The 13,824-nt window shown below is 69.3% G+C and carries 8 protein-coding genes; all 8 read right to left on the bottom strand.

Features of this window, described 5'->3' with window-relative positions; all coding sequences use genetic code 11:
• Nucleotides 1-3 precede the first annotated feature (3 nt).
• The 8 genes from RKD23_RS27065 to RKD23_RS27030 all read right to left on the bottom strand — a co-directional run bounded on the left by RKD23_RS27065 (nt 4) and on the right by RKD23_RS27030 (nt 13,566).
• Nucleotides 4-357, bottom strand: a complete 354-nt coding sequence (locus RKD23_RS27065; protein WP_424856047.1) for a 5-carboxymethyl-2-hydroxymuconate Delta-isomerase — start codon at nt 355-357, stop codon at nt 4-6.
• A 50-nt stretch (nt 358-407) separates the two neighbouring features.
• On the bottom strand, nt 408-5,807 hold the full coding sequence (gene pulA / locus RKD23_RS27060; RefSeq protein WP_424856046.1) for a pullulanase-type alpha-1,6-glucosidase: 5,400 nt from the start codon (nt 5,805-5,807) through the stop codon (nt 408-410).
• Nucleotides 5,808-5,936: 129 nt separating this feature from the next.
• Nucleotides 5,937-7,316, bottom strand: a complete 1,380-nt coding sequence (locus tag RKD23_RS27055; protein WP_424856045.1) for an alpha-amylase — start codon at nt 7,314-7,316, stop codon at nt 5,937-5,939.
• Between the two features lie 120 nt (nt 7,317-7,436).
• A complete protein-coding gene (locus tag RKD23_RS27050; RefSeq protein ID WP_424856044.1) occupies nt 7,437-8,270 on the bottom strand; it encodes a tetratricopeptide repeat protein in 834 nt (277 codons plus the stop codon).
• A gap of 94 nt (nt 8,271-8,364) precedes the next feature.
• On the bottom strand, nt 8,365-10,038 hold the full coding sequence (locus RKD23_RS27045; RefSeq protein ID WP_424856043.1) for a glycoside hydrolase family 13 protein: 1,674 nt from the start codon (nt 10,036-10,038) through the stop codon (nt 8,365-8,367).
• A gap of 224 nt (nt 10,039-10,262) precedes the next feature.
• The gene (locus RKD23_RS27040; protein WP_424856042.1) at nt 10,263-11,177 is read right to left on the bottom strand and encodes a sugar ABC transporter permease; all 915 of its coding nucleotides are present in this window, start codon (nt 11,175-11,177) and stop codon (nt 10,263-10,265) included.
• A 13-nt stretch (nt 11,178-11,190) separates the two neighbouring features.
• Nucleotides 11,191-12,195 (bottom strand): carbohydrate ABC transporter permease, encoded by a 1,005-nt coding sequence (locus RKD23_RS27035; RefSeq protein WP_424856041.1) that lies wholly within the window; start codon nt 12,193-12,195, stop codon nt 11,191-11,193.
• A 102-nt stretch (nt 12,196-12,297) separates the two neighbouring features.
• Entirely contained in the window at nt 12,298-13,566 is a 1,269-nt protein-coding gene (locus RKD23_RS27030) for an extracellular solute-binding protein (protein ID WP_424856040.1), read from the bottom strand.
• Between the last annotated feature and the right edge of the window lie 258 nt (nt 13,567-13,824).

Here is a 13,824-nt window from a genome sequence, read left to right as displayed (position 1 = left end):
GTCTCAGACCTCGGCCTTGGCGTAGGACGGGTCGAGGTCGCGGACCTCGGCGGACAGATGCAGCTTCAGGCCGTCCTGCGGCTCGATGTGCTTGCGCAGCAGCTCCACGACGGCCTCGGTGAGCCGGGCCTTGGTCTCCTCGCTGCGGCCGGCCAGCAGGGCGATCGAGACGTTCACGATGGCGTGGCCCTCGCGCTCGGCGCCGACGGCCTCGTCCTCGGTGCGCAGGACCCGCGTCTTGCAGGCCTCCGGCTTGGCACCCGCGATGTCGACGACCAGCGGGTGCAGCGCGATGGCGAACTCCTCCCAGTCGACGGCGTCCAGATACCCGGAACGCTCGACGGTGATCTGCGGCATGGGTGCTCCTGTTCTACGGCGGACAGGAGCACCCTAACCGCAGCCCCGGGTCAGCCGGTGCGGGTGAAAACGGCCACCGTGCGGGCCGGGACCGTGAAGGTGCCCGACTCCTGCGCGTAGGCCGCGTTCTTCACGACGGGGTCGGCCCCCGACGCCTGCACCGGGTGCAGCCCGTAGCCGGTGCCGGCCAGCGCGCTCACCTGCTGCCGCTGCTCCTGCGGGGTGGCGTTGAAGACGACGACCAGGTCACCGAGGCTCATGGTGATCACGCCGGGCGTCTCCTCGGTCCCGGACAGCGGGAAGGAGAGCTGCGCCTGCACCTGCTCGGCCGTGCCGAGGGAGAACGCCTGCTCTGTCGTACGGATCTTCAGCAGGTCCTGGTAGGCCGCCGAGGCGCCCTGGATCTGCTCGCAGCCGACCTTCAGCTTGGCCAGCAGCGGCTTGGCGAAGGGCCACTTGGCGGCGTTGTCGGCCGCCGGGGGCAGGCCGCGGCCGAAGCCGTTGCCGTCGGCGCAGTTCCAGTGGATGGCGTTGAACCAGTCGCCGCTGTCGAAGGAGTTGCGGTCCAGCGACTTCGAGCGCAGCAGGTCGGTGCCGGCCTGGGAGAGCGCCGGGCCCTGCGAGAGGGTGGCCGTCGCCATCGCGAGGACCTGCATCCGGGCCCGGTCGTCCGCGCTCACCGTGGCGGGGAGCTTGAACGCGAGGGCGTCGAACAGCGACTCGTTGTCGTGCGCGTCGGCGTAGGCGAGGGCGTCGCCGGGGGCCGCGGCGTAACCGGCGGGGGCGCCGTTGTAGTCGACCTCGGAGCCCTTGACCTCCTTGCCGGCGGTGTCGGTGAAGCGGTAGCCGGCGAGGTTGCCGGACAGGCCGACCTTGATCAGGTCCTGGTAGTGCAGCAGGCGGGCCTTCTGCTGGGCCTCGGTGCCGTTGTCGGCGGCCGGGTTGGGGTCGGTGTACAGGCCGGAGGCGAAGCCCTGGACGCCCGGGTCGGCGTCGAAGGGGCCGCCGCCGCGCACCGCGTCACGGGCCCGGTCGGAGAAGGTGGCGATGCCGGTGCCGGCCATGTTCTTCTGCGTGGCCTGCGTGAAGCGGGCGTCGTCGGCGACCTCGCCGAAGTTCCAGCCCTCGCCGTACAGGATGATCTTCTTGCCGTCGACGCCGTCCTTCTCGACGGTGAGCTCGTCGAGGGCCTTCCTTACCGCCAGGATGTTGGCCTTCGGGTGGTGACCCATCAGGTCGAAGCGGAAGCCGTCGACCTTGTACTCCTTGGCCCAGGTGACGATGGAGTCCACGACGAGCTTGCCCATCATGGCGTTCTCGGTGGCGGTGTTGGCGCAGCAGGTGCTGTTCGCGACCGAGCCGTCCGCCAGCAGGCGCTGGTAGTAGCCGGGCACGATCCGGTCCAGGACCGAGGTGTTCGCCTGGCCACTGGCCGCCGTGTGGTTGTAGACGACGTCCATGACGACCCTGAGGCCGTCCTCGTTGAGCGCCTTGACCATCTTGCGGAACTCGACGTTACGGGCGGTGCCGTCCGGGTCGGTGGCGTAGGAGCCCTCGGGGACCGTGTAGTGGTACGGGTCGTAGCCCCAGTTGTAGGCGTCCTTGGCGGCGGCCTTCGCCACGCACTCCTGCTGCTGGTCGGAGTCGGCGGCGAAGGAGGCCAGGTCGCAGTCGGGGGTCTGCTGATCGGTCTTCTTCTCGGGGATCGTGGCGATGTCGAACGCGGGCAGCAGATGCACGTACGACGTGCCGGCCTCGGCCAGCTCGCGCAGGTGCTTCGAGCCGTCGCTGAGCTTGTCGGTGAAGGCCAGGTACGTGCCCCGGTCGTGGGCCGTGCGGTCCTCGACCGAGAAGTCCCGGATGTGCAGCTCCTGGATCTGCGCGTCCTTCAGCGGTACGGCCTTCGGCTTGGTGTACGTCGTCCAGCCGGCCGGCTTCAGCGCGTTGTCGGCGAGGTCGACGACCAGGCTGCGCTCGGAGTCCGCGGTGAGGGCGACGGAGTAGGGGTCGGTGACCTTGTTGGTGACGACCTTGCGGACGCTGGGCGCCCAGACCTTCACGACGTACCGGTACGGCTTGTTCTTCCACGAGCTCGGGCCGGTCACCGACCAGACGCCGGTGGCGGAGTCGCGCCGCATGGCGACGGTGGTGTCCTGGATCTCCAGGGCGACGCTCTGCGCGGTCGGCGCCCACACCGACAGGGTGGGCCGGCCGTCGTGGAAGACCGGGCCGAGGTCGGCGTCGGTCGCGGGGTACAGGTCGTCGAGGGCGCCCGCGATCTGCACGCCGGTCGCGGTGAGCACGGCGCCGTTGGCGGCGTGCTGGGAGGCGACGAGCTGGCCGCGCAGGGCCTGGCGGACCCGGTCGCGGTCGCGGGGGTCGACGGAGTAGGCGGTGTAGTCCTTCAGGTGCGGGAACTTCGCCTTCTGCGCCTCGGTGAGGTCGGTCTTCGCCAGCCGCAGCCAGCGCTCGTCGGTGCCGGTCAGCGCCCCGTCCTTCACCTCGATGGAGCCGGTGAGGGAGTACTGGAGCTGGGTGGAGGCGGCGGCCTCGGAGCCGTTCCAGGCGACGGTGTTCCGGTCGATCCAGACCGCCTTGGCGGTGGTCAGGTCGAGCGCGGCCGCGGAGCCCTTGGGCTGCGGGAGCAGGTACTTCTCCTGGCCGCTCACCATCCACACCTCGTAGCCACTGGCCGTGAGGTCCAGGGACTGGTCGGTGGGCAGGTCCTTCTCGTCGCCCTTGTGGAGGATGTAGCTGAGGCTGGTGGCACCCTCGGCGAGGGGCACCTCGAAGACCGCGCCATAGGCATCAGTCTTCACCGGCTTCAGGGGGTTCGACCACTCGGTGGGGTTCGCGGCACCGGTCCAGGTGTGCAGGCCCCAGCCGTCGTAGGCGCCGTCGGCGCGGTGGTAGTGCAGGACCGCCTTGGTCTTGTCGGGGGCCGGGTAGACGCCGGACGGCCGTTCGGTGAGGACCGTCTCCTTGCCCTGCTCGATCCAGATCTCGCCCGTCTTGGTGACGTCGATCGAGCGGTCGGTGGAGACGTCCTTGTTGCCCTGCTTGTCGATGACCAGGTAGCCGACGTTCGAGGCACCCGGCTTGAGCTTGACGTAGGCGAAGGCGCCGTAGGCGTCCCGGCCGGTGAAGGGGTGGCTGTCCGGCCAGTTCGTGGCCTCGCCGTCGGCGAGGTCGCCCCAGGCGTACAGGCCCCAGTCGGCGTAGTTCCCGTCCGTGCGCTTGTAGTGGACGACCGCGTAGTCGCGGGAGGAGGCGGTGGGGGTCTCCTCGGCGGGCGGGGTGCCGGTGGTGGACGCGGCGGTGGCGGACGCCGTACGGCCCTTGGTGTCGATCACCACGGCCTTGTAGCGCAGGGCGGTGCCGGGGGCCACGTCCTTGCCGATGGTCTGCGTGACCTTGTACGGGGCGTGGTCGGCGGAGCCGAGGACGCGCCACTTGCCGGAGCCGACCTGCGCGGCGAAGACGACCCGGTCGAGCTGTCCGCCCCGGACGTCGGCGGTGAGCTCGACGGTGCCGGTGGCTCCGGCGGCGGGGGCGGTCAGGGTGAGGGTGGGCGCGGTGGCGGGCGCGGCGAGCCTGCCGGTGGCCTTGTAGACGACGGCGGAGCCGGCGGGGACGGTGACGGTGAGCTTGCGGTCGCCGTCCGAGGTCAGCGCTCCGGTGGCACCGTAGATGCCGTCGAACCGCATGTCCGCCGAGCCGGTCGCGAAGGTCGCCGACTTGGCCTCGGCGGCGTTGTTGAAGGCGACGACGTACTCGACGCCGGTCTTCGCGTCCGTGCGGGAGAAGGCGTAGACGCCGGGTCCGTCGGTGGCGTGGCGCTCGGTCTGGACGCCGTCGGCGAGGGCCGGGTTGGCCTTGCGGAGCTTCGCGAGCGCACTGATCTGCCGGTAGAGCGGCGCACTCGTGTCGAAGGCGGCGCTCGCGTGGGTGCGGTCGGTGCCGAGCTGGTCGTCGTCGAGGTAGTCGGCGGTGCGGGAGGCGAACATCGGCTGGCGGGCGTCCTTGTCGCCGCCGGCGCCGGTGAAGCCCTGCTCGTCGCCGTAGTAGATCACCGGGTTGCCGCGGCTGAGGAACATCAGCTCGTTGGCGAGCCGGTCCTTCTTCAGCAGCTCGGCGTCGGAGGCGTTCGGGTTGTCCTGCTTGAGGAACGTGCCGATGCGGCCCATGTCGTGGTTGCCGAGGAAGCTGACCTGCTCGTAGGCGTTTGCCTTGTCGGTCGTGTACTTGTAGTCGTCACCGAAGACCGAGGCGAGCTTCTTGGCGCTGCCGCCCTGGGAGGCGTACTGGCGGGCCGCCTCCTGGAAGGGGAAGTCGAGCGTGGCGTCGAGCCGGCCCTGGGTGACGTACGGCGACGTGACCGATGTGTCGGCGGAGTAGACCTCGCCGAACATGAAGAAGTCGTCCCGGCCCTGCTTCGCCGCGTAGGCGTCCAGGGCGGTGGCCCACTGGGTCCAGAACTCGAGGTTGACGTGCTTGACCGTGTCGATGCGGAAGCCGTCGATGTCGAAGTCGCGCACCCAGCGCTGGTAGATGCGCTCCATGCCGTGGACGACCTCGGGACGTTCGGTCCACAGGTCGTCGAGGCCGGAGAAGTCGCCGTAGGTGGAGCTCTCGCCGGCGAAGGTGGAGTCGCCGCGGTTGTGGTACATCCGCGGGTCGTTCAGCCAGGACGGGACCTTGTTGTTCCTGGTGACCTTCGGGGTGTACGGGAAGGAGTCCCGGTCGACGCGCGGGAACCGGGTGCCCCCGGCGGCGTAGTCGGCGTCGTCGAAGGGCTGCCCGTCCTTGGTCAGGTACGGGAAGGCGCCCTTGGAGAGGTAGCCGTAGGACTTCTCGTCGTAGTCGACGACGTCGGCGGTGTGGTTGGTGATGACGTCGAAGAAGACCTTCATCCCCTTGGCGTGCGCCTTGTCGATGAGGTTCTCGAGGTCCTGGTTGGTGCCGAAGTGCGGGTCGACCTGGGTGAAGTCGGTGATCCAGTAGCCGTGGTAGCCGGCCGAGGCGTTGGCGCCGGTCCCCTGCACGGGCTGGTTCTTGAAGATGGGCGCCATCCAGATCGCGGTGGTGCCCAGGCCCTTGATGTAGTCGAGCTTCCCGGTCAGGCCCTTGAGGTCGCCGCCCTGGTAGAAGCCCTTGTCCGTGGGGTCGTAGCCGGTGGTGAGGCGGGTGCCGGTGAGGCCGCCCTTGTCATTGGCCGTGTCGCCGTTGGCGAAACGGTCCGGCAGGACGAAGTAGAACTGCTCGCGGGTCAGGTCGTGCCGGGCGGCCGCCTTGGCCAGAGCCGCGTCCGAGGGCGGAGGCGGCGGGGTGTCGGCGTGGGCGGCGAGCGGCTGGACCAGGGCCGCGGCGAGCGCGGCGACGGTGACGGCCGCGACCCGTCTGCCCTGCACGGTGCGGCGCCTGCCCGGCGCCGGCCATCTGGATATCACGGACGTGAACTCCTTGCGATTACGGCTCATTGGGTCCGACCCCGGCGCGACGCTATCGCCGCGAAAGGCTTGCAGCAAGGGTCGTGAAAGTAACGGAAAGGATTTTCACGACCCTTGCGCGTCGACGTCTCAGCAGGAGGACTTGCCCGTGTAGAGGGCGAGTGCCGTGTTCGCGCCGAGGGTGGCGGTGAACTGGCCGCCGGCGTTGACCGTCACGGGCGTGTTGTTCTGCACGTTGCAGTACGTGCCCGCGGGCAGGGAGGTCTGGTAGGTGCGGGTCAGGGACGACGACTCGTGGTTGATGGCCACGTAGCCCTTGCTGCCGCGCCCGAAGGCGATGGCGTCGCCCCCGTTGTCCCACCAGTTGGTGACCGACTCGCCGCGGGTGGCGTTGCGGAAGGCCACCATGCGCTGGATCTCGGGCCAGGCGTGCTGGCACTTCCAGCCGTCCTGCCAGCAGGCGCCCACCTGTCCGGCGTTGGGCGGCCCGGCGTCGATGTCGGAGAACTCGTAGCCGGAGTTGATGTCCGGGGCGCCGTAGGGCCAGGCGAGCATGAAGACGTTGGCCAGGGTGTAGGTGGCGCCGTCCTTGTAGTTCAGGGTGGAGCCGTTGCGCTCGGTGTCGTGGTTGTCGACGAAGACACCGGCGACGGAGCTGCTCATATAGCCCCAGCCCTCGCCGTAGTTCTTCAGGTAGGCGAGGTTCTCGTTGTTGAAGACCCGCTTGAGGTCATAGGCGTAGCGGAACTCCTGGACGTCACCGTTGCCGGTGTACTCGGTCGGCTGGACGGCCTCTCCGGCGCCGTAGATGGCCTCCTGCTTCCAGTACACCGACGGGTTGCTCAGCCGCGACTTGATGTTCGCGAGGTCGGCGGCCGCGATGTGCTTGGCGGCGTCGATGCGGAAGCCGTCGACCCCGTAGGAGAGCAGGGTGTTCATGTAGCCGGCGATCGCGGAGCGGACGTAGTCCTCGCCGGTGTCGAGGTCGGCGAGGCCGACGAGCTCGCAGTTCTGGACGTGCCAGCGGTCCTGGTAGTTGGTGATCTGCGCGGTGCAGTTGTCGAAGTCGTAGGAGGAGTACAGGCCCGGGTAGTTGTACTTCGTGTACGACGAGCCGCCGGTGCCGGTGCCGTTCCCGGCCGCCATGTGGTTGATGACGGTGTCGACGACGACCTTCACGCCGGCCGAGTGACACGTGTTGATCATGTTCTTGAAGGCGGTGGCGTCACCGAGCCGGCCGGCGATCCTGTAGCTGACCGGCTGGTACGACGTCCACCACTGGGAGCCCTGGATGTGCTCGGCAGGCGGGGAGACCTGCACGTAGCCGTAGCCGGCCGGGCCGAGCCGGTTGGTGCACTCGGCGGCGACCGAGGAGTACTTCCACTCGAACATCACGGCGGTGACGTCCTTGGTGCCGGGCGGGGAGGCCTGGGCGGTGCCGGCGGTGCCGGGTATGAGCACGGCGGCCGCGGCGGCGAGGGCGAGCGCGCCCGGGAGAGTTCTGGCCATGTGGGGAGTCCTTCACCGTTGAAGGGGTTTGCTGAAATCTTTCAGAAACCTTGCGGTGGCCAGATGTTAGAGGCCCGCTGGCCAAAAAGGCAGCGGGCCGACAGAAGTTGCTGCAAGACGTTACACAGCCGTGCCGGGGCCGGCGGTGAGGCGGGCCAGCAGGGTGCGGGCCTCCTGGATGCGGGGATGGGACGGGTGCAGACGCGTCTCGCAGTCGGCCAGGGCGCGGCGGGCCGTGGCCTCCGCCTCGGCGAGGCGGCCCAGGCCCTGCAGGGCGCCGGCCGTCACCAGGTCCAGCTTCCCGGTGTGCCCCCGCTCCTGCTTCGGCGTGAACCGGCGCGCCTCGGCGAGGGCTTCGGCGTACCGGCCCTGGCCGTTCAGGCTGCGCACCAGGGTGGCGTGCAGTGCGGCCTCGGCTCCGTCGATGCCCGCAGCGCGGGGCAGGTTGCCCCGGGCGATCGCCTCGGCCTCCTCGTGGCGGCCCAGCCCGCACAGCGCCTCCGCCAGACCGTCCAGCACGCTCAGCTCCAGCGTCCACACCTTCGTGAGGTGCTTAAGGCGGGACAGCTCGCGCAGCAGGGCCTGTGACTCGGCCTCGGCCTCGGCGTGGCGGCCCTGCCAGCCGAGGACGGCCGCGCGGTTGTTGCGCAGCATGACCGGGAAGGTCCGTAGGGCCCCGGGCGCGCCGTCCAGCTCCGCGATGAGGGTCTCCATCTCGGCCAGCACCTCGTCACCGCGTCCGTGGGCGCACGCCACCGCCGTAGCCGTCACCTTCGCGCACCACGTCATCGCACGGCGGCGCCCCTGCCGCCACAGGCGCCGGGCCCCCGCCTCGCAGGCCCTGGCCTCGGCCTCGGCCTCCTCGAACCGGTCCTCCTTCGCAAGCCGGAGCGCGCGCTTCAGTTGGGCGTCGAGGCGCCGGGAGCGGAAGGAACGCGGTGCGGAGAGCTTCACGGGTGGTGAGGTTACGGGGGCGTGCCCGGCCGGGTAACGGCAGGGCCCGCCACCGGAGTCGGTGACGGGCCCTGGGCGACGGTGTCCGGGTGGGTCAGGCCGTGGTGAACCACACCGTGGTGTCCGCGGGGACCTTGGTCTCGCCGTCGACCTCGGCCACCTCACCGCTGGTGAGCAGCACGCGCCCGTACGCCGGGGTCGTGACCGACTCGTCCGTGGTGTTGGCGACGCAGACGAAATCGCCGCGGCGGAAGGCGAGGACGCCCTCGGGGGCGCGCAGCCACTCGACCGAGTCACCGGCGCCCAGGTCGGGGTGGTCGCGGCGGGTGGCGAGGGCTGCGCGGTAGAGCTCCAGGGTGGAGCCGGCCGTGCCGGTCTGGGCCTCGACGCTCAGCTCCCCCCAGGTCGCCGGCTGGGGCAGCCAGCTGCCGCCCGTGCCGAAGCCGTACGACGAGCCCTCGCGCGTCCACGGGATCGGCACCCGGCAGCCGTCGCGGAAGCCGTCCTGGCCCTCGCCGCGGTGGTACGCCGGGTCCTGGCGCACCTCGTCGGGAAGGTCGACGACGTCCGGCAGGCCCAGCTCCTCGCCCTGGTAGACGTACGCCGAGCCGGGCAGGGCCAGCATCAGCAGCGTCGCCGCGCGGGCCCGGCGCAGGCCGAGTTCGCGGTCGCCGGCCGTGCGGATCTGGGTGCCGAGGCCGGGCGGGTTGGCGAAGCGGGTGGCGTGCCGGGTGACGTCGTGGTTGGACAGCACCCAGGTGGCCGGGGCGCCGACCGGGCGCATCGCCTCCAAGGTGCGGTCGACGACCGTGCGCAGCTCCTGCGCGTCCCAGTAGGTGCCCAGGTACTGGAAGTTGAACGCCTGGTGCAGCTCGTCGGGGCGGACGTAGTTGGCGGTGCGCTCCACGGTCGGGGTCCACGCCTCGGCGACGAAGATGCGCTCGCCGGAGTACTCGTCCAGGATCAGCCGCCACTGGCGGTAGATCTCGTGGACGCCGTCCTGGTCGAAGAACGGCATGACATCGTTACCCAGCAGGTGGAGCTGGTTGTGGGTGCCGAGGTCGGGCAGGCCCTCCGCCTTGACCATGCCGTGGGCGACGTCGATCCGGAAGCCGTCGACGCCCATGTCCAGCCAGAAGCGCAGGATCGAGCGGAACTCGTCGCCGACCGCCGGGTGCTCCCAGTTGAAGTCGGGCTGCTCCGGGGCGAACAGGTGCAGGTACCACTCGCCGGGGGTGCCGTCGGGCTCGGTGACCCGGGTCCAGGCGGGGCCGCCGAAGATGGACTCCCAGTCGTTGGGCGGCAGTTCGCCGTTCTCGCCCTTGCCGGGGCGGAAGTGGTAGCGCTCGCGCAGCGGCGAGCCGGGGCCCTCCGCGATCGCGCGCTTGAACCACTCGTGGTGGTCGGAGGAGTGGTTGGGCACCAGGTCGACGATGATGCGCAGGCCCAGCGTGTGGGCGTCGCGGATCAGCGCGTCGGCGTCCAGCAGGTTGCCGAACATCGGGTCGACGGCGCGGTAGTCGGCGACGTCGTAGCCGGCGTCGGCCTGCGGGGAGGAGTAGAAGGGGCTGAGCCACACCGCGTCCACGCCGAGGTCGCGCAGGTACGGCAGGCGGGAGCGTACGCCTTCCAGGTCGCCCATGCCGTCGCCGTTGCTGTCGGCGAAGCTGCGCGGGTACACCTGGTAGATCACCGCGTCCCGCCACCAGTCACGGCGCTTGGCGATGGTGGCTACGGCGGAGTTCGGCGCTGAGGAGTGCTGGCTCATGGCGTCCTTGATGTGTAACTGGGTCGAGGTCATGTGGCTGCGTACGGCGGCGGGTGACGAGGCGGACGCGGTGGCAGCGGGGTCGGATGGCCACCGCGACCGCCTCGGGTACCTGGGGGCGACAAGGCGCCTGAGGGACGCGCCCCAAGGGGCGCGGGGAACTGCGCGACAAGCCACGACGAAAGCCGCAGCCGAAAGACGGCGCGAAGTCCCTCCCCCGGCGGCTAGCCCTTCGTGCCACCCGCGGTGAGGCCGGTCACGAGGTTCTTCTGCACGAGGTAGAAGAACGCGGAGACGGGTATCGCGACCAGCACCGCCGTGGCGGCCATGAGGTTGCGCTGGGCGTCGTGCTCGCTGATGAAGCTCTGCAGACCGACCGCGAAGGTGTACTTCGTGTCGCTCAGCATGAACGTCGAGGCGAAGGCGACCTCACCGAAGGCGGTGATGAAGCTGTAGAAGGCGGCGACCGCGAGACCCGGCTTGGCCAGCGGCAGGATCAGCCGGAAGAAGGTGCCGAAGGGGGTGAGCCCGTCGACCCGGCCGGCCTCGTCGATCTCGAACGGGATGGTGTCGAAGTAGCCCTTGAGCAGCCAGGCGCAGTACGGCACCGCGGTCGAGCAGTAGACCAGGATCAGACCGAAGTAGGTGTCGATCAGCTGGAGTTCGGACAGCAGCTGGTACATGGGCACGATCAGCACGGCGATCGGGAACATCTGGGTGACCAGCAGGACCCACATGAACTTCTTGTAGCCGGGGAAGCGCATGCGCGAGACGGCGTAGCCGGTGGTCGCGGCGATGATCACGCCGATGACGGTGGTGCCGAGGGAGACGGCGAGCGAACTCTTCAGCCAGTCGAAGAAGTTGGTCTCGGTCAGGACGTACGAGTAGTTCTCGAACGACATCTTCTCCCAGATCCCGCCGGGGTGGAGGTAGTCGTCCTTGTCCGGGCCGAGGGACAGGTACACCAGCCAGGCGATCGGGAACAGCGCGATCAGGCTGGCCACGACGAGGATGCCGTGGGAGGCGAGGCTGCCGAGGAGGCTGTTCTCGCCGCGGCGGCGGGAGGCGCCCTTGGGGTCGGTGCCCGGGGTGCCGGCCTGCTTGTGCTCGGCGGAGGTCGGGGCGGTGGTCGTACTCATGGGAGCTCCTGCCTCAGATCGCGAGCTGCTGGTCATTGCGGTTCAGCCAGCGGCGGTAGAAGGAGGTGAAGACGATCAGGATGGCCAGCAGCAGGATGCCGTAGGCCGCGGACTGCGCGAAGTCGCGCGGCTGCTGCCCGAAGCCCAGGTAGTAGGCCCAGGTGACAAGGATCTGGGCGTCCGGGGCGGTGTCGCCGAACAGCAGGAAGATCACGGCGAACTGGTTGAAGGTCCAGATCACGCCGAGCAGGACGACGGTGGAGGAGACGGAGCGCAGGCCCGGCAGGGTCACGAAGCGGAAGCGCTGCCAGGCGTTGGCGCCGTCCATCTCCGCGGCCTCGTACAGGGAGGCGTCGATGGACTGCAGTCCGCCGAGCAGGGAGACCATCATGAACGGCACACCGCACCAGGTGTTGACCATGATCGCGGCGAACCGCTGCCAGAAGGTGTCCTCCAGCCAGGCCGGCGTCGGCAGGTGCAGGAACTCCAGGAAGGAGTTGATGATGCCGCCGTCGGCGAGCATGAACCGCCAGCCGAAGACGGTGACGAAGGTCGGCACCGCCCAGGGCAGGATGAGGATCAGCCGGTAGAAGGTGCGGCCGCGCAGCTTCTGGTTGAGCAGCAGCGCGAGGCCCAGGCCGATGCCGTAGTGCAGGGCGACACAGGCGGCCGTCCACACGATCGTCCAGATGAAGTGCGACCAGAACCGGTCGTAGGAGGTCTCGCCCCACAGGATGTCGGCGTAGTTGTCGAAGCCGATGAACTTGTACGTCGCCTCGATCTCGTTGACGCCGATGGTGCGCGCCGTGTTGAGGCTGTTGGCGTCGGTGAGCGTGAGGTAGAAGCCGTAGGCCAACGGGTAGAGCACGAGGACGCCGAGCACGATCGCCACCGGGGCGATCATGGCGTAGGCGTACCAGTGCTTCTGGTAGGCCTGCTTCAGGCGCTGCCCGAGCCCGGGGCGTTGCCCGTGGTCACCACGGCTCTTGCCGGTCGCTCGGTCGATGGCGACTGTCATGGTTCGACACCTTCTGGAAAGTTCAGGGGGAGTACGGCGCACTGGCCGGTGGCCGCCGGAACGCTCCCCCCATGATCAGGGCGTTCCGGCGGCCACGGGCGGTCACTTGCTGTAGTCCGGCACCAGCTTGGCGATGTTGGTCTCGGCGCTGCTCAGGCCCTCGTCGAGGGACTTCTTGCCGCCGGCGACGGCGAGCAGCTCGGTGTCCAGCTGGCCGAAGAAGGAGCTGTACTCGGGCAGCGCGGGGCGCGGCTGGGCGGCGGAGAGGACGCCCTGGTAGCCGGCGATGCCCGGGTCGGCCTTGACCTTCGCGGTGTAGGCGTCGTCACGCGTGGGCAGCGTGGCGTTCTTCAGCGCGATGGTCTCCTGGGCGTGCGCGGAGGTCATGAAGTTCACGAACTTCAGCGCGGCCTGCTGGTGGGCCTCGTCGGAGCCGGCGTACACGGAGAGGTTGTGGCCGCCGGTCGGGGCGCCCGCCTTGCCGGAGGAGCCGGCCGGGACGGTGGCGATGCCGAGGTTGTTCTTGTCCTTGAACGCGGAGCCCTTGTAGAAGTTGGTGATCTCCCACGGGCCCTGGATGATCGCGGCGACCTTGCCGTTGACGAACGCGTCCTGGATGTGGGCGTAGGCGTCGGCGGTGGTGTCGGCCTTGTGCAGGCCCTTGCCGTCGAAGAGGTCCAGCCAGGTGCCGTAGGCCTTCTTGGCCTCGGGCGTGTCGATCGTGATCTTCTTGGCGGCGACGTCGACGGTGTCGGTGCCCTCGCCGTAGAGGAAGGACTGGGCGTAGTAGGACTGGGTGGAGCCCCAGTAGCCGTCGACGCCGGTCTTCGTCTTGATCGTGGCGGCGGCCTTCTTCAGCTCGTCCCAGGTGGTGGGCGCGTCGACGCCGGCCTTCTGGAAGAGCTCCTTGTTGTAGACCAGGGCGAGGGTGTCCGTGGTGAACGGAACGCCGTAGGTCTTGCCCTCGTACTTGGCCTGCTCGATCAGGTTGGACTTGAACTTGGCCTGGTCCGCGAGGGCCTCCGTGCCGTCCAGCGGCAGGAAGTAGCCCTTCTTGGCGAAGGCGGGGGTCCAGCCGACCTCGGAGCGCAGGATGTCCGGGGCGCCCTTGGAACCGGCGGCGGTGTCGAACTTGTTCTGCGCCTGGTCGAAGGGGACGTTGACGTACTTGACCTTGATGCCCTTGTTGGCGGCCTCGAACTCCTTGACCAGGGCCTTGTACGTCGGCGCCTCGTTGGTCGCGTTGGAGGTGTCCCACCAGGTGAGGGTGACCGGACCGTCCGCCGAGTCACCGCTGTCACTGCCGCCGCAGGCCGTCGCCGTGAGAGCGAGGGACGCCACCAGCGCGCTGGCCGCTATGCCACGCCGCATGAGTTCTCCTTGAGGGGTAAAGCCCGTGTGGTGCAGGGGGCGGTCCCGTCATCCGTCCCTGCCGACTTGCCGACTGCGCCGTTGCCGCCGCCGGGCGACGTGAACGTAACAGCCATGTAAGCGCCGCGAAAGACCTTGCAGAAAAAAAGTGCAAGGGATCTCAGACGTTACGTCTGCGTGACCTCCTGAGGGCCGTCCGGAGACCGGGTATTGCCAGTGATCAGCGCGGAGAGGAACACTTGTGCAAGACTCTGCAAG

The sequence above is a fragment of the Streptomyces sp. SAI-170 genome (genome assembly GCF_049739565.1).
Classification (GTDB): domain Bacteria; phylum Actinomycetota; class Actinomycetes; order Streptomycetales; family Streptomycetaceae; genus Streptomyces.
This window is presented reverse-complemented; position numbering and strand designations above follow the sequence as displayed.

Bases quoted from the DNA above. Each gene is read 5' to 3' on its own strand.
- RKD23_RS27065 (WP_424856047.1), bottom strand. From the start codon at position 357: ATGCCGCAGATCACCGTCGAGCGTTCCGGGTATCTGGACGCCGTCGAC.
- RKD23_RS27055 (WP_424856045.1), bottom strand. From the start codon at position 7,316: ATGGCCAGAACTCTCCCGGGCGCGCTCGCCCTCGCCGCCGCGGCCGCC.
- RKD23_RS27045 (WP_424856043.1), bottom strand. From the start codon at position 10,038: ATGAGCCAGCACTCCTCAGCGCCGAACTCCGCCGTAGCCACCATCGCC.
- RKD23_RS27040 (WP_424856042.1), bottom strand. From the start codon at position 11,177: ATGAGTACGACCACCGCCCCGACCTCCGCCGAGCACAAGCAGGCCGGC.
- RKD23_RS27035 (WP_424856041.1), bottom strand. From the start codon at position 12,195: ATGACAGTCGCCATCGACCGAGCGACCGGCAAGAGCCGTGGTGACCAC.
- RKD23_RS27030 (WP_424856040.1), bottom strand. From the start codon at position 13,566: ATGCGGCGTGGCATAGCGGCCAGCGCGCTGGTGGCGTCCCTCGCTCTC.